4 protein-coding genes are annotated in these 19290 nt (G+C 34.6%); all 4 read right to left on the bottom strand.

Going from position 1 to position 19290, the window contains the following annotated elements; translation table 11 throughout:
* Position 1: 1 nt before the first annotated feature.
* The 4 genes from Q0783_RS00655 to Q0783_RS00640 are packed head-to-tail and all read right to left on the bottom strand — an operon-like array spanning position 2 to position 19281.
* The gene (locus tag Q0783_RS00655) at positions 2–11764 is read right to left on the bottom strand and encodes a deaminase domain-containing protein (RefSeq protein ID WP_298892457.1); all 11763 of its coding nucleotides are present in this window, start codon (positions 11762–11764) and stop codon (positions 2–4) included.
* 9 nt (positions 11765–11773) lie between these two features.
* On the bottom strand, positions 11774–12508 hold the full coding sequence (locus Q0783_RS00650) for a hypothetical protein (RefSeq protein ID WP_298892455.1): 735 nt from the start codon (positions 12506–12508) through the stop codon (positions 11774–11776).
* Positions 12498–13133: a hypothetical protein gene (locus Q0783_RS00645; RefSeq protein WP_298892453.1), complete on the bottom strand. Its 636-nt coding sequence runs from the start codon at positions 13131–13133 to the stop codon at positions 12498–12500. The genes Q0783_RS00650 and Q0783_RS00645 overlap by 11 nt, the downstream gene beginning before the upstream one ends.
* 19 nt (positions 13134–13152) lie before the next feature.
* Positions 13153–19281, bottom strand: a complete 6129-nt coding sequence (locus Q0783_RS00640) for a hypothetical protein (RefSeq protein WP_298892451.1) — start codon at positions 19279–19281, stop codon at positions 13153–13155.
* Positions 19282–19290: the final 9 nt, after the last annotated feature.

Below are 19290 nucleotides of genomic sequence, written 5' to 3'. Positions count from 1 at the left end.
TTTAACCTCCCGTTTTTATTCCATCTGCCCCAATTTTTATTTTTACATTTGGAAAAATTTCATTGAATTGTTTAAAAATAACATCTCTACAAGATCCACAATATGGTCTTTCTGAAAAAATACTTATTTCTCCTTTAACATTTAGATTATCCTCATACTTTCTTGCAAAGTCTTCCAATAGTTTAATCTCAGCATCATGTGAATTTTTATTCTTTTTGTTTGTTTGGAAGAACCTAGAAATACTAGGTACTGGTGAGGTACCTTCTTTTGAAGATTTACTGCCAGAATGTGCAATCATCTCTAAAGGCTTTCCTTCTATTTTACCTTCAATCCATGCAATATTTTTTCCTTTTCCTATTGTATACTTGTCTCTAATTGTTTTTAGTTTAGCTGCGGCTTTAGTATTTGCATTGTTTATAATATTAGCAATCTTAGCTCTTACATTTCTTAAAAACGGCGAGACATACTTACCTCCAGATAAAGGGATAAATGCTTTTTTATAAGAGCCTTTTGGTAGATTCCCCATCTTTCGTGTGATAATTCCAACGAAAATATTCTCGGCTGTATCTCCAACAACTTGACCATTAGTCTTATAATCACCGCTCAATACTGATGCCAATGGATCTTCAACAAAGTCTTTGTGTTTCTCATAAGGGTTATGAATATTGATTGCCTGTTCTTCATTCCAAGTTGGTAGTCTTTTGGAAAAAGTATAACTCGCAATTTGAGAACCGTCATGATCGCTATATATAATATAAGTTACTGAATCAGGACTAAAATATGAGGACTCTCTTTCTCTTTCAGGCATTTCATGAACACAAGTTCCACCATCTTCTGTAATGTAAATAGCATAATATTTATGCTCCATTCCTTCAAGTTCCCTAAAAGCGATAACTTTATTTCCACTAAATGCATAAGGTGAATAGTACGGATAGTTTCTTTCCAACGGATCTGTAGCAAAAAATCGTCCAACACGAGGGTCATGCATTCTATACTTATAATTTATAGAATTTCCTTCACCTTTAATTTCGTCATCTTTTTCTTGCCCTTGGAACCCATAACGATAGTCATCCACTGCGCCATGACGGTTTGGAAGCAGCATTCCATAAGGGTAATAATCATTGAAGGCTAATACATCTGGTAAAAACACATCTAATTCGTCATTAGGAATGAACTTTATAACATTGAATTCTCTAATATAAAATGCCTCCTTAATTTCTCTGTCTCCTGCTTCTCCTCCTAGTCGTTTAAGCACCAAAGCATATTCTGTTACCGAAGTACTATTAAAGGTGAATTCAACAAACTGTGATTCACTAAATGTTGCGCTGTAATAACTATTTCCAGCCTCGTCAATAATACTTACGTTGACATTAGCATGATATTCGTCGAGATTCAAATAGAAAGACACGTGATGTTCTGTATTGGAATCTAGTGTTAGTCTGTAAAGTGCACCTGTATTTTCAAATTCGGTTGCTATTTGCAAATCCCTATCAGTGCCATTTAGACTTACTTTTTCACCGTACTCTCTCCAGTTTCTATAATCTTCTTTAACAACATAGTCTTTCTTAATTCCAAATTTAACTAGCTTTCTATCTGAAATCACACTGAGTACATTACCTAAATGATTACTCAATTCGAAGCGTTTATCACCAATAAGATGTGAATAGTTTGAGTAAATTAGCGGTCCGTCAACTGGGTTGTCGTAATTGGTGTCATCTAACGAGTTGATAATACCATCTCTATCGTCATCTTCAAGACCTTCATCGATAGAAAGCCATCCATCATTATCATCGTCGGTGTCTAAATAATTATTAATACCATCTCCATCAGTATCTAAGGTATACTCATCTATTGTTAATTGACCATCATTATCGTCATCAGTATCTTTAAAATCAGGAATACCGTCTGAATCACTATCATCATTTTCAGCATTTCCATCAGCATTAATATCTTCTTGATAGTCGAATACACCATCTAGGTCCAAATCTGTGTAAAAGCGGCTATCTATTTTATAATCGGCTACTGTTTTATTTTGACCTGCAACTTGAGATAATGTATTGTTTTGTTCGCTGGTTAAAAAGTTATTTTCAAAAAATGGGAAATACGTTAGATTAGGAACATTACTATCTTCAATATCAAAACCGTAATTAATAAAAGCGAAATCAACCTGAGCACTAGTATTTTCCGTTCCTCCTAAAATATTTATGTTGTTTTCACTTATACCATTAATATTTTCAATTTTTGGCTTTAAAACAATTAGTCTATTGGATTTGGAGGTAGGAGAAAATTCTTGGTTATTTATATATACAATAGCCGTATTACCAAAATAGTTAAATATGATATCTAATCCATTATTTTGAACTTGATTTTCAGTAAAACTATAAGGTGTCTGATATCCCTTTTCGTAGTAAGTTCCTTTACCATCATCTTCTCGTTCATCTTCAAGTTGTTCTTTAACTATAAATGACAAAGCAAAAAGGTTGGTATCAGTATCTTTCAATGTTTTTACCACTAGATTGTAATGCTGATCATATCGCTCCATTTTTTTATTTGGTTGATTAATGGAAATAATTTGATCAGATTGGCTGGTTTGCGAGATTTTCACTTTGGTATTGAGAGTTATACCTCTAAACACTGTTCGTTCTCCTGAGCTAGATTTTTCTGAATTCCAATTAAAGGATTGATCTGGAGCTATACGTAATGCACTTTTCTGAAAATCGTCAAACGTAGTTGATGTCACTACAGATGCCTCTCTCTGTCCTCTTGATTGTGAAGAAACGGTAAGGATTGTACCAGTTGAAATAACAGGTCCAGAGTCACCAAATGTGTGGGTGTATAGTCGTAGATTATTGTTTTCAAGACCTAATCTAGAACTACCAAATATGTTTTGTTCTGAAAGGTCAAACACACGTTTAATCCCGTATTTGTTTTTTGACTCCGATGTATTGTAAATTGACAACGGATTTCCTTGAGCATCTCTAATATAATAGGTTACGTCTTTACTTCCTGAGTTGACATATGATTTAGTTTTAGCGATACGATTTCCCAGACCATCATATTCGAAACCAATTTTTAAAGGTGTTTCTGATGTTTCAGCCCCTTTGATTATTTCTTTCACTTTACCATCAACTCTCCATGAAATATAAAGATCTTCCCCTGCATCATAAACCAATTGTCCAATATTGTCATATTTATAATTCCCTTCTATTTGACTATCCAAATCGACATCTAGTATTCCAGCGTCGACATCGTCTAAAACATGGGTAAGCTGATTGGAAAGTAATTTGTTATTGACGTCTTTTTCATAGTTGTATGTAAAATCGTCAATAGTTAACGGCGTGCCGCTACTTTGATACATGGATCTTGATAAAGTCAATAAATTACCATTTCTATCAAAACTGTAGTTACTTCCATAACTATCTTGATTGGTCAACGTCGTATTTGGTTTATCCACTACCGATTTTGACGTCATCGATTTGATACGGTTTAACTGATCGTATCGATAGTTGTTTGATTGCGTGTTAAGGATATTTTCGTTTTGATCTCTAAGTGCAGTGATCATTCTTTTAATGTTTCCATTATATAGATTATTGGTATTCTGTTGTATAGAAGCATTACTGCTTAGTTTAAAAACAGTGTTGGATACAGAAAGATTATTTGGTGTATAATCTGAATACCCATTTTGATCATTATTGAAATAACTCAATGCATAAGCATAGGCATCTCTTGCTACCAAATTCCCATCTCTACCAACATCATTACTTACCTCTGCAATACTCTCTCCATTAACTGCTTTTAACCATCCTTGAATAGTATAGACATAATCTTGACCTTGAACTTTTTTATCTCCAATTTCGACTCTAGCTAAAGGCCCGTGATCATAATAATCATAGTTTGCATCATTATCCCAAATCGAACCATTTTTAGAGGTGTATACTTGGGTAATTCTATTATCAGCATCATAGTCGTACTTATAAATTAATTGATCAGGCTTTTCAGGCTGATAAATCACTTGGTGTGCTTTACCACTAATTAAGTCATAATCATACATAACCCGTTTGATATGTGCTTCACAATCTAAAATATATTTTGACTCAACACATTTGTCAATTTTTAACTCGGGTATATAGGTCACCATTTCTTTGACATTTCCATGAATATCATAATTATAGAAAAGGCCATTACTAAACTTTCTAAGATTTCTGTCAACAGGATAAGGTCCTTCATCTGAGTTGTGATTTATGATATCGTAATACACAACGGCAGTTACTCTATTTCTAGCATTAAACGAAGTACCGTTAGAAAATTCATAGTATGTATGGAATAAGTTACCATCTGAGTATAACGGATTAATAAGATTATTTTCTATTAAAACGCGTTCGTCATAAAAATTTCTTGTTACTTCATTTTTAAGAGGAATAATACCATCTTGTCTGACATTGTCAGGAAAAATTGGATTGTTCACATCTACATTAGGAAGTATCCCATCATCTCCGATAAAATGGCCATCAGCTCTAACTTCACCAGTTTCAATAAGTCTACCTAATCTGTCGTATTTAGTATAGGTGAGATATGTTCGTCCATCTTCAGGGTCTTCTATTTGATTAGCATTTTGTGAGGCCACAATTCTCCCCAACTTATCATATGTAAAACGGGTAATTCCGCCATCTGGTGTTTCCTGATATACCAATTGATTTAGTGAATTGTAACGGTATATTGTCGCTAATGTATGATTTGGTTGAGTTGAAGGAGAAATCACACCATCTGCATTCAATCGATCAGTATTATAAGAGTTAAAATCATTTGCGTTAGCCGTATATTCTTTACGATCGACTCCTTGTGGCGGTACAGTTTGTGTTAAGTTACCTGCTTGATCGTAGTAGTATAACGTATATTGATATTCTTTGTCAAAATACGTAAGATCTAAGGTTTCAACTACATTTTCAAGTGCTGCATTGGTATAAGCAATCTTAAATTCTCTTTTGATTCGTTCCAAATACTCTGCATAGTTATCGGCACCATATGCTTCATTAACACTAATAGCAAATTCTACGCAAGGTTCCTCGGCTTCAGTAGGCACTTCAATAATTGGGAACATTGGTCTTGGAGGGCAAATTTCAGGATGGTCTAATAAATACGTATTTACAAAATCGCTCCAAGTTAAATAGTTATCATCATCTGGTGTTAAATATGTATCACTAGCATCATCATAGATGTAATCCTTATAAGCTAATGCCGCACTACCATAATCATAGAATCCATAGTTTAATGCTGAAGCTCCAAACTCTGGTAATGTAATAAAATACACTTCTTCAACATTAACATTGTTCAATGATCCTGCAAACACAGTAAGGTAATCTATCCAACCTTGTGTAAGGTAGTGATAGTTCATATTTGCAAAATAAGTACTAGAATTATCAGCATTGATATCTTCATAAAAATCTGGATAGGTATATCCATTTATACTATTTGCTGCAGCTTGGAAAATTGGCCACATTTCAAAACTACTCACAGGTATAATTTCCTGAGGAATACATTCTACGCACTCCGTATTTTGACTTGCCGCCTCAGATCTTTGCTGGTTTATGTTTTTATGATATGTATAATATTCACTTTGAGCAACAGCTGTTCTAGGTTGGATAATATCTGAACAATCCGTAACAAAAGGAAGCGCACTTCTAAATGTTCTCTGTATCGATTGTTTGAAAGCAACTACTGTGGATACTGTGTTTCCAGAACCCTGTTGTTGGTACTGGACATCTGCATAACTAAATTCAGATGTTCCGCCATAAGGATATACCGAATTGAATGAATTGATATTACCAAAGTCAACATCGTTGCTAAGCGGAGCATTGTTTAACCCTAGATATACATAATAGGGTGTAAAATCATAGGAAAAAAATGTAAGCCAAATAAAATCCCCTTCACTAGAATTTAACCTTCTCCAATTAACAAAGTCGTAATTATAAGCTGGATTACCAATGAGTAAACTTGCATTTTCTAAGAAAAATTCTTTTAAGGTAATCCTAGAATTTATTTCACTTGTAATATCAATTTGGAAATGCGAATTAAAATCACCTGAGGATAGCATGTGATTAAGTAGTCCTGTAAGTTCTGAACTCAAGCTGTTAAAATAATCTGTACAGTCGGCTGTAATTATATCTTTATCGCAGGCATCATCAATACCATCACCGTCAGAATCTCCAATATTTGGTTTATCTGGACAAGAATCACAACGGTCGCCAATACCATCATTATCTGCATCTTCTTGACCAGGGTTAGCAAAGTCTAAACAGTTATCACAGCCGTCATCAATACCATCATTATCATTATCTACTCCCCAAGGTGAACTGCAAATATTATTTGGATCACACTGGAAAAATGACTTTGTAGATAGGTAAATAGTTTCATTGCTACCTGAATTTGTTACATAACCCATACTACCATATACGCTAGGCAACACATGATTGTGAACAATACTGGTAAATTGATTAATGTTTAACGTATTGATTGGTGTTCCTGATATGTTATTTGTGTCGTTGATTGAAACAAAGGAGAATTGGTACAATGTCACTCCATTCAAGCGAAGCCTGAAGGTTGTATTAGATGTTACATTTTCCCATGTTAAAACATCATTTGGTTGGATGTTGAAGAAATCAAATAAACATGTTTGATTAAAAATAGATGGGTTTATAGTATAAAGTCCATCATAAATATGACCACTATCAATCAATTCATTTAAAAGTCCTACTATCACAGTATCACAATTTGCACCTGTGCAATCTACTGGGTCATCACAAGTATCGTATGGATCATTTGGACATTCATCACATTCGTCATAAACACCGTCACCATCGGAGTCTACGATACCACATTCATTGGTTATAATTGTACAGCATTCATAATCAAATTGAGTAACATTTGCGGTTAGTGTTACCTCGTAGTTAAATATATTACCATTGAAATTATACGCTGTTACTGTACTCAAACTTATGCCGTCATAGACTTCTGCTCCGACCTGTGTTTCGGTATCTGTAAAATCTATATCTGTAAAATTAGATATCGTTGGAAAATTACTAGTATCCTCAAGCGTATTAAAGGTGTACTCTGTACCAATAGGAACAGGCCCTGCTATAACAATTTCATTATCAAATATAATTTTAAAAACTTCAGCATTAGATACTAGAATATATCCTGTATTATTTAAACTATCATAATTCCACGTTGCAGTAGAACTATTAATATTGTCACCTATAAGTTGTTGCAAAAATGTGTCTTCTTGATATACATCCAAAGTATTTAAATTGACTAATCCACTCGAAAACAATTGATTCGAACTATTCAATCCGTTAAATAGATTATTTAAAGATGCAGTAAAACTGTCTTTCTCATCACAGTCTTCACTACCATTTAAAGGACCTCCATCACCAAGGCCAGGACCAATAGGATTGCCATTATCATCAACAGTAGGATCTTGACCGTCCACATAACATTCGCCAATCCTAGCTTGAGTCGTTCCATAAACGACTATTTCATCATCAACATTACCATCATTATTAGTATCTATTTTAGCTGAAAACGCAAAAGTGAAAATTGTAGGCGTAACATCTGAATCATAGTTAATATATCCAAAGTTGCTAACCTCCATGATACTCCAGTTTCCATTATAACTATTCCAGTCGTAGTTATAATCAGGATTTAAACTAAACGTTATTGGGCTTAAGCTTACTCCAGAAGTGATTTGCAAAATCCACTCATTAGCATCGGAAGAATTCACATTTCCAGAAAATTGAATATTACTATTTGGATTGGATTGTGATGTAGGTGTTCCTCCCAATTCCTCAAATAAAGTCATGGTAAAATAGTTTCCATTAAAAGCAGAAAAACTACCAAATAAGGCATCATTATCATTACTCTCATCTATGAGACCTCGAACAAGCTGTTCAAAGTCGCGTCCCATTGGACATTGTCCAGATTCGACGTAATACTGATGGTTTAAATAATCCTCTAAATCCTCTCCTGTTTGCGCTGTACTTTGACTCGAGTCATAATTAAAGTCTTCAGAAACCATGCGTTTGATCTTATCGTAAAATAAAGATGCATTGTCTCCACAAACAGCATCAGGGCCTTGATTACCATCATTTGGATCGTTTGGAAAACTATATCCATTTTGATTAAGTGCTAATATAGGGTCTCCAGGATTATCAAAACCTTCACCAATACAGAAATTATAGCATCCATTATCAATGGCATACATATTAGCCAACGCACTTTTTATACGATCTCTAAAAGAAAGATATAAACTTCTATACGTATCCCATAACTCTTCCATTTGAGCGTCTGTCAAAGTATTTAAATTGATGCTTGAAGGCATAGGACATTGACTAATACTGTTGCATGTTACTGTTAAGTAACTTGTAAATAACATCGGCTCTCCAGAACCGTCAAAATTCACGTTGATAGCTCTATTCATCGTATCTATATGAAAATCGGAATTACTAGAATTTAAATCGCTAATAATCTGAGGGACGGAGCCTTGAAAAAGTGGATCATGAGAAACAATATTAAGGAGGTTACCTGAATTCATATATAAACTCTCGGCATCCTGCCAATCTAGATTTAATAAATAATTAGAATAGCCATCAGGGTTAACATAGAAAACACCTTCGCCTGGAATATTAATTTGATTCGTTAATTGACATAATTCTTTGGCAAAATCGACATAACAATATTCTGGATGGAAGATAACCAAAGATTCAGACCATATTGGCTGCCAAAATGATTCATAGTCGTCTAAGTTTGTAATGAACTGTGGCTCAACCAATGCAAATCCCGGATTTAATGGATCTTCAGTAACCGCAACATCCAAAGGAATCACAGGATTACCATTATCGTTTAATTGTACAGAAACTTTAATAATGTCTCCTCCATAATCATAGTAGTGGTAAGGGTTTGTTGGATAAGATGGATTAAATGGTGTTTTCCAATTAAATACAAAATCATTATTGACATTGGCACCTCCAGTATTATAAAGATCGACAGTATAAGGCGTGCTTAATAAGTTTGTGTCACTAAATATACTTACATTAGGGTCAACATCTTCAAGTTCCTCAGTGTTAGAATCGGTGTATTGACGACCATATTGGCCAATCAATTTCATATCATTTGCTAAAATTTGTGATGACACAATACAGGTTATCGAATTTGTAGCACCGTCTGGCGTCTCACTTGTACCACCAGTGGAGTCACTTTCGCAGTTGACATTACAGGCATCAACCAGCAACTGATATTCGCGCTCAAAACGTTCAATTAATGCCTGAATGGTCGCATTATCCAACCCTAGGTTATCATACTCTTGCAATTGTGCATTAACATAATTACTCATTTGTTGTGCACCAGGAGTTCCTTCTGCAATAGACTGAATACACTCTTCACATGTCGAAAAACATCCTTCTATTTCGGCTGCTGGATTAAAGGCAGAAGCGTCAAGTAAACAGCCTTCTATTTGCATAGCTCTGTAGATGTAATCTTCAGCAAATGTGTTTAACGCGATCTCGTCAATTTTTAATAATTTAAAAATTCCTAAATCACCTATTGGCGGTGTGCCAACCTGTTGTGGAAGGCTTAATCCAGTGGAGCTAGATACAAGATTAACTTGGTTATAAGAAATTGTTACATCGTCTTCTGTTCCTTCTCCATTTGGAATGGTAAAGGTTACGGGAGTTGTATTAAATGAACCAACATCTTCGTTGACTTGACCATTCGATAGTATACTATCTCCACAATCATCTGTAGCATTGAATTCAAGGTCAAAAATAAAAGGATATCCTTGAGATAGATTTGTTAAACATTCATATTTGAAAACACCTTCATTTATGAGATTGTAATCAAACTTATGTTGTACACCATTTGATAGTACCGATTTAAAACTAAAATATCTTAAACCGTTAAATATGCTCAACCCATCTAATTCTTGGGTATCAATCAATTCATTATTATCTACTTCTGTATCTGTATCGTTTACATTAACTTTACCTAGTAAATCTTGTGTCGTTTCGATATGTTCTAATGCCGTACCATCAGATGGATCCAGGCCATCTTCATGAGGAAGACCTAACAACTCGTTTGGATTATCAGCTACTAGAGCTGTTGCAATTGTTCTACCTTGAGGGTCTAAATAACTCACGCTTACTTGACCATTAGGATCAACAACAGCATTCTTTTTGTAATGCGATAACCAACCCACTTGAGAGCCAAATAAACGGTCTAATTCCTTTTGAGAATTTGGCGTCGAGTAAATATATCTTAACTCCTGGCCGCTTCCTATTTGATATGCAATTCCCACACCACCTTTGCTCTTAATTCGATCTGTATTATCTTGTGTATATTGAATCTGAGAGAATGGATACTCTAATGCATTAGGTACAAAATCATGTTGTACATCACTGGTAATATATTGCGGAGAATAGTAGTTACTAGCACCACTTGAATTACTCATTCTGTTTGCTGAGATTCCACAATCTGAGGTATCCCAATCAAAATCCAAATGAGAATAGGGGTTATTGGTGTTTAAACCACTTCTATTAAATCTCGGATAATACTTTAATTCATTTGTTTCGGCTTTTGCTACAGGAGATGGTAAAACTTCAACAGCAGGACGACCTTGATTGTCATATATAACTTCACCTACAATCGCATTATCATATGCATTTATTTTGGTAACCGTTTGTCGTTTTCTTAATGTGCCATCAAAGTAACTTACAACACCTTTCTTTTTTCCTTCTTCAGCATAATTAGCTATAAACTGCCAATTCTTATTCTCATCTTCATGCGATGACACCTCTAAATTAGGCCAGCTTGCAATAGTAGATGCCGTTTCGGTACTCCATCGACCATAACTGTTTGTATCGGGATAATTTAAAAATCGCCCAACGGGTCTTACTCTTGCTATAATAAATCCTTTACTATAAATATTTGGAATTTCGTAACGTGTCTCATTTGTAGTAACTCTAGTATTATTAAGTTTAAATTGATTAACTGTAAAAGGAATACTGCCCGCACCAAGTGTTCCAGAAAGTGTCTCACTGTAGTTGTCAACCCAAGTCCATTCCACATCATAACTCTCGGCACCGCTAATAGAATTCCAGTTAATTAAAAACGTTTCACCATCATTATCTGAACTTGCAGAAATATCAATTGACAGTTGAGTTTGGGTATCCAATTCATACACTCTTTCAGCCGAGAAACCCAAAGTTAGACCTACGTTGGCTGGAACTGATGTGGTCGAAGTATTGGTATCTATGTATGTGGTACTAATATCGTCTATTCTAATTTTTACACCATATCTACTAGTAATTTCATGATAAGATTGATCTGCAGTATTACCTGAATTGCCATTTGGATTATATTCTATACTTAAACCTGCTCCATATTCTGGACCATAGGTAACGCCATCTGCCAATAATGGATAAACTGTGATTTTCAAATCGGTTTTATACCATACAAACGGAGGAGCGTCATTATCAATGTTTAAAAGAACATAGGACTTAAATGATTGTGTGCTGTATACATTTGAAGAGTTTAAATCAGGGTCATCAATTGATGGTTCAAACGCAGCTAGAAATATTTCATTAATCTGATTTCCCTCATATGATATTTGATCATTTTGGGCTTCAATATGTTGCGTACATATTAATAATACAGCGGTTAGTAATAACTGAAACCTGCGAAAATAAATTTTGTTAATGGCAAAAAAAGTACTCATAAGCTTGATTTAGTCTTGAATAATTTTGAAATTTTTATATGCTGTTGAAGGACGAATTTCCGAACTAGATGTATTAACATAGTTCGATAAAAACGTTAGTCCTTTATCTTTATCTGTTAAGGAAAATTGATAGTCTGAAATTGAAATTTCCAATCTAGGGTTACCTAAATGATTTGTTCCATCCTTTTTCTTATAGGGCATCTGTGACGAAAAGTACAAGACTTGCTTCGTTAACAGTTTTGTCTCTTTATTTACGAACAGCTCTACCTTGCTGTAAGGTAATTGAGAAACCGTATTTGCCTTGAGCGTACAAATCCAATAGTCTCCTTTGCTTTTTAAGCTTTGATTTTTGTACAAATTAATTAGTACGCTTACTTGATCAAATAAAGAACCATTAGTTGTTGCTACATTTTTTCCTTTGAGAAATTGGATCAGTTTCTGTTCTGTATTAAGTTTTAGAAACGTATTTGTATTGAGTTGATTTAAAAAAATAGTGTTATTAATCTTTATATAATATCTATCTTCATTTTTTACAATGTTGCCGCTATAATGTTCTTTTACTTCATTTGAGAATGATGTAGAGTATAGATCATAATTCATAGTGCATTTCATCTCAGATTTATCTTTTAAAAGTGTTTGTGATTGTGTTAAAACACTTTTAACGGTTGGACTCTGTCCAAAACAAAATGTACTTGCTATCGTAAATAATATAACTAAAGTGGTATTCGGAATCTTAATCGTCATTATTCTCTTTTTTTGTTGTACCTGTGCGCGTCTCTTGTATTGTATAAACTCCTTTCTCAGTTTCCTTTTTAACACGTACTAATCCACCTTCTAAATCATATTCATAAAAGGTGGCATAATTATTTTCGTCCAGCTCAGCCATAAGTCGCTGGTTATTTTCATCATATACAAAACTCTTTTGAGTTCCGTTGTATGGAAATATACGCACGTCATCGAAGTAGGCATTTTTACTAGTATTATCATTTACTAGTTCAATTTTCATTTGACTCTCATCGACTGTAGGTGCTGTAAATTTTCCAATAATACGTTGCCAGCCATCAATGATTTTACCACTTACATAAAACTGATCTAATGATATTTGTTGCGAGCCATTATTTGTAGTAAACTCTATTTGTAAGTAAACGTTATTACTGTAAGTAGGAACATTAACCGCTTCTTCTTTTACCCAAGCACTTACTATATAATCTTTGCTCACTAATGGGTAGAACGAAGAACAACTTACAATTTCAGATGGGTTAGGCGGTAGAATTACTACATTATCATCTGGAAGTCTTTCCTTTCTAAAATCTTGAGCATAAGACACAAAGCTTATTAAGAGAAGTATTATTGTTATTTGATTTTTCATGATTTTCAATTTTAAAAGGTTAACAGGTCGTACAGAATTTTATGATGTGGTTACATACTGTACCGTCAGGATAAGTTACTGTAAAGCATAAATTGATGTATACATAGGACTGATCACCAAATGAGTTTGGCGGACATCCATTTGTATTGATTATTACTTTACTATTTATAGGATCTAAATTGTACGATATACACTCACTACCTTGATCACCATCATTGCCCATGATACATTCATTAGTCATAAAAACGGTTTGCACGTTATTTCCAAAGAGGAAAGCATAAGAGAATTCGTTAACATCATTTGATGCTAAAGGTTGATCGCCAACTGATGGACATCCGCAAGGGTTGCAATTTGGAAAAGTTCCTCCACACGGACAATCATATTCTGGTTCTTCACATAGGTCGTTCCTAAGTTCATAAGGTACAGTTGGATCTAGACATTTTCCACTCTCTTCGAATTGCTTGCTTATAGTAGCTTTGTTACCAGGAGTGACTTTCATGCTATAACGTCCTGTATGCGCTTCCTCTGAAGTAATACTTGCGCCATTATTAGCATCACCATACTGGCTGTTTTTAAAGCTGAAATGCAAGTTTCTACCTCGACTATTATAGTCTTCAAAACCATCATAACCCATTTCTCTGTATTGGCTATTACTCGCAACAGCATTTGGTAAAGTATAACCATATCCATATTGAGCCGCAGAATATATACCCAAAGCATCTGCATTTTCTAATTCAGCCCCAAAAGGAGAATATTTTGTCACCTTACTGGCAAAGGTCCATAGATTTTGTTGCGCGTTATCGTCGACAACCCATTCATTATTTTCATACTTATAAAATGGCACGAAATCCTTAAAGAATCCACTATTTCTTGTGGTATTGCTAGATAATCTTTGTGTAAGATAAGCATATGACTTTACAGCTCTCCAATCACCTTTAAAGTTATTGTTATATGGGTTGGCTGTAAATTTTGGGTAGCTCACATTGTTATCATTTTCATCAAGGAAAATATCTTGAGGATATAATCTTAAATTGCCTTCACGTTGTGGTCTCCAAAAGTCCTCATACTGAATTACTGAAGCATTTATAATTTTTGGGTTAGTGCCAGTACCATTGAAATTAAAACCATTGGTGATATTAACGTTAGTTACAATATCATTACTAGCGTTATAGATAATCGGATTGGCACGAGATGTTACTGAAGCCATAGATGCTGATTGTAAATTACGTCTATGCGAGCGTATGACACGCATCCATTTATCATTATTATCACCACAAGGTGTTTGGATATTTCCATAGCGATCTACTAGTATGAATTTTTGATTATTAGCGTTGATCTCGCTTACCCATAAATGTTTGTAAGGTGTCCCTTCTTTTGTTGAATAGATGTAAACTTCGTCCCCTTCTGATAATACATCTCTAATATTTGTTGTAGAGAAATCTCTTAGCTGATTCCAAGCAGATCCTTGAGGGTCTGCAGCATGATAACCTTCTAGAGCAGGGTAATCAACATCACCGACATCGGCAGCATCTTGTAGCGTAATTGGCGCTTTCTCAATCCAAGCATTCAAACCAAGATTGTGAACTGCTTGCCCCATTCCTTTGTAGGCCCAATGTGCTGGATAACTAAAATTATAATAATTATCATCATATTCGTTATTGGTCTCAGTGAGCAAAACTTGTCCACTAACAGCATCCCAAGCAATATTTCTGGTACTCACTCTTGCACCAACATCATATGCTATTTTTTCTTTCAAAATACCCGTTTTATGGATTACTTTGGTCGTACTAGTTGTTCTTAATATGGTTTCATTCTTTTTTTGAGAATAAGGCAGTTGACCTAAAAGTATCGGGATAGGAATTACTGCTGGTATTATAAAGAATGTAATATTGGTATTAACACCATAGGTTTCACTTAAATTATAATTCTCGTTAAAGTCTGTTATTACATCATATTGCATACCAATATTTCTATAATCTACTGTACCATCTTCCAATACAACAGGCAAGTTGTTATTTAATCGCCCATTAGTTTCATTGTAGATATAATCCACGCCAGAGATAAGCATACCATTTTCATTAAGTACTTTCTGACTTTTAGGTTTACCATTCATGTCGTTTGTAATAACTGTAAAGCCTTGGGACAAGACGAATTCAGTTTTAACATTTAGATTGAGTACGTTGTCTAAAATGTTGGCCTGATTTGTTTTATAATTATTCGGATCTTCTAAGTTAGTATGATCTGTTATTGTAGGGAATTTTTTGGTTGTATAAAACTCACTAACAACCTCTCCTGTTGCATTATTTCCTACGACATTATTACCATCTTGTCGGTCTAGACTTTTAACTGCCACACGACGATAGGTAACTGTTGCACTAGGAAAGAAAGATAATCCAAATGGCTTTTCAACATAGTTCATTTCTTTTGGTGCAATGAGTCGTTCACCGTTATTATAGAAAGGCTCAATAAAAGGATTTTCCTTACTCATGTTTGGCTCCCATGCCGCAACACCGCTACTACCATTGTTATTTTCTAGTTCATACGAATATTCTTGTCCGTAAAAATTACTATATGGATTGACCATGTCAGATTGAGGTGTATTCACCATAACGTCCCAATTATCATGCATCATTATTTTTTTAACCCTAATGCCTCCTCCGAGTTTTGCCTTGCTTGGATGTTTAAGTCTTATGAACGATTTTTCTGGTTTGAACTTTTTAGCGATTCCTCTATCTTTTAGATAACCATTAGGGCCTCTAAAAATTTCTGCCATTAATGGTAACCATCCACCAATAGCATTGACTATTTCTTGTAGACTTAAGTTAGAAGGATTATCATCACCTTGACCATAAGCATATCTATTTAGACTTTGTCTTGCAAAATACCAACCTGACTTTGCAATAGGGTTAACATCTGCATTACCACTAATTCCTCCTTCTAAATCGACTAATTTTATTGGAATAGCACCATATTGTTGTCCTCCATCTCCTGAAAATACGCCAAACTGCGCATTGGTATCGATATTGCAATAGCCTTCTACATAATCATATGAGCAACTACTATTTTTTTCCATGTTTAATAAAAACCTAAAAAACAAAGGCTTATTCACATATTCACCTAAATACTTTTCTTCAAATTCAAATTCATCATAAACGTCCTCTGTGAGTTCAACTATGAGATACTTACCAGCTCCTCCAAGCCCATAAAGTTGATTTGGATGCGTTCCAAAATTATTTTTGTTATCACTAACGCCAACAACTTTAAACATTTGCATAGCTGCTTTGTCCTGAACGTATTGATAATCATCAGATTCATACTCCAATTCCAGTTTTCCTCCAGAAGGTAAATCGATAGATGATAGCGTCCAAGCTGAAACAAATAAATCTTGTTCGGTTTTATCTTGAGAAACAAACGGAAATTCCTGCGCTGTAGTTGGGTAATTTATTTCACATGAAGGATCACTAGGAGCTGCTGACACATAAAAATCATCATAAACACCATCGCTGTTGTTATCTTCAAGAACTACAGAGTCTTCTAACAAAGGTTTATAATTTCCCCAAACGTCATAAGACTTTATTTGATAGTCTGGATTGGGATTGTCATAATTAAAAACATATGGAGTATACTTACCCATATTAGAATCTCTATAAGTAAAATAAAGTTTCTTTAACGTTAATCGTCCATAATTTTCATTTGGATTACCGTTAGGTGTTCCTTTCATTAATGAATAGTCATATTGAAAATGAACCGTCTTAATTGGACTAATATCTTCATTATTATTTGGATCGTTATCAAGTAAGTTAGCCGCTATAGCTTCTGGTCGAGAATACAACTTAATTTTTGTTATGTGTAGTTGATGATCGGCGGAGTTCCCTGAAGACACGCCATCTAACCTTCTGTCAAAATCGAAAATTGCAATATGCGTTTTAGTTTCGATCATGGTAGCATATTTTAGCTCTTTTGTACCACTAACATAACTTCCTTTTTGATCATTCCCTTTGGTATATAACCCAGGATTGTACGATGACTTATTTGTTTCATATGGAACTCTCCAATTGTAATCATCACTTACGCTCGTCACTTTTTGTCCTGAATCATTTGCTTCATCATTGATGAAGTTGTTGTAATAAAATTTTGTGTAAGCGCCAAGATCGTCATCTGTAGGTCCATTACCACTTAAATCCTCATAATCTGATGATAGCACTGAAGTTAGAAGATAAGTATGTGCATAAGCTGGAGTAGATGTTTTACTATAAAAATTATCTACACCGCTCGAGTTAAATCTGGAATCTTCAGATGCAATTCTTGGGATTGTACCTTCACTTAAATTTGGGTTTTGATTAGTTGCAAAAGACACTTCATTTTTTTGAACATTAGCAACAGCCTCACCATAAATATAATTTGAACCATCTGGTTGTAATATTTTCAAACCGTTAGTGTGATGATTTTTTAGCTTCGTATTTACATTAACAAATGGATCTAAATTTGCTTCAGCTTTTGTAATTTTTAAAATTGCCTTATTACGCTTATCTCTGTTATTTCTTCTCAGACGATTAGTAATAGGAATTGTAGCATTGATAATCTCATTATTATTTCCGTAGCGCTTGGTATTAAATCTACTCACAGCGGTCTTACCATAATCACCACCTACTAAATCTAAAGCAATAGGGTCCTCACCACCAACATTGTTTTGATCTAATCCATTGACATGTGAAAATAATTGTCTGTCGTCATCTATGCTCATGTCGCCAACAGCTTCAAAATATACTGGCTCATAATCAACATCAGTATTTGTTGCTGGTTTAAACTTGCTAAGTACTGGGATATCCCAAACCCCTGTTCTACTTTCGGTAGGAGAATATCTAATGTCGACTCCACCATGAAAACCTGTGGCGGCTTCGACTTCAGCTCCCAAACTAAAACTATCACCAGAATCTTCAACCGTACTGCTAAAGAGATAACCAACTTGACTTCTATGTGGTCTAAATTGACCCCCAATACCTTGACCTTGAATAGTATACAGGTCGTAAGTATAATTTACGACTGGTAGCGATAGAGTGTTTTTACTTATAGTTTTCTCATTTTCACGATTAAAATCTAGAATATCATCATAGGTGCCTTTTTCAGTATGTTCATAACCAAAAGCTTTTTCGGTTTTCATTTTTTCTTCTTCAATTAGTTTTTGAGAAGAGGCAAAAGCGGAGGCTCCAAACTCAGCACTTACTGGCCAAAAATCTGGTCCAAGTGATGCACTAAAAGTGTAATTGTCGTTTTTATAAGAATTTCTTTTGCTTGGTGTAAATGTATTATCTATAAATGATAAGCTTGCGCCACCAGCATAAGAGTCTGTAATATTTTGAGTCTTTCCTCCAATCTTCTTTTTGTAAGTATCGGTAGATTTTTTTGATGTAGAGGTGTTAATATTCAGTGCGGTGATACCTTGTCTACTATTATAAGGCACTCCAAAACCTACAGAATTTGAGATTCCATCGTTAGCATTTTCCTTAGTATCCTTATCTTTTTTGCTAAAACTTTGAGATGCAGATGGGGTTAAGGTTACACCATCATTGATAGAAGGTGTCAGGTTCATCCCAACACTTGTACCACTCGCAAATTTATAGGACACACCAAAAGATGGTGTAAAGGAAAATCCATCATAATTATTATGCATAAGCGTTGCACTTGCACTTGCACTTGCCCCAACACTTTCATTACCAGAAACTTGTCCATTTATTGACAATGTAAGTCCAACCGTTTTATTGTTTTTTATATTGTTTTCATAAGTCATTTGATCACCTTTAAAATCGTCAGGTAATCCTCTTACTTGTCTGTTTATTTGACCAACATTGAGGTTCCAACCTAACCCTACCCAAGTTGCTTCTTGATCCATGGATATTCCAGAATCGTATGCAAGATTCAAAGGGTAGCCCCCAACATCCATTAATGGAATATTGTAATTGAAATCTCCAGAAGATAGATTAACCATATCTGATGTTCCAATGGGCGTAAAAGTGTTAAACTCTGGCTGAGCTGGTCCACCAGTTAAGGCATATAGATTTGTAGGTTGAACCGTGGTTATTATCAATTGTATTGCCAAATAACTAGCAATAACCTTAGAAAGTTTACTTGTTCTAATAGTATGAATCATAATCTGTAA

Source organism: uncultured Psychroserpens sp. (assembly GCF_947500255.1).
Lineage (GTDB): Bacteria > Bacteroidota > Bacteroidia > Flavobacteriales > Flavobacteriaceae > Psychroserpens.
The sequence above is the reverse complement of the archived record's forward strand: the minus strand, read 5'-3'. Positions and strand labels throughout refer to the sequence as shown.

Coding starts and splice junctions, on each gene's coding strand:
- Q0783_RS00655 (WP_298892457.1), bottom strand. CDS start 11,764: ATGAGTACTTTTTTTGCCATTAACAAAATTTATTTTCGCAGGTTTCAG.
- Q0783_RS00650 (WP_298892455.1), bottom strand. CDS start 12,508: ATGACGATTAAGATTCCGAATACCACTTTAGTTATATTATTTACGATA.
- Q0783_RS00645 (WP_298892453.1), bottom strand. CDS start 13,133: ATGAAAAATCAAATAACAATAATACTTCTCTTAATAAGCTTTGTGTCT.
- Q0783_RS00640 (WP_298892451.1), bottom strand. CDS start 19,281: ATGATTCATACTATTAGAACAAGTAAACTTTCTAAGGTTATTGCTAGT.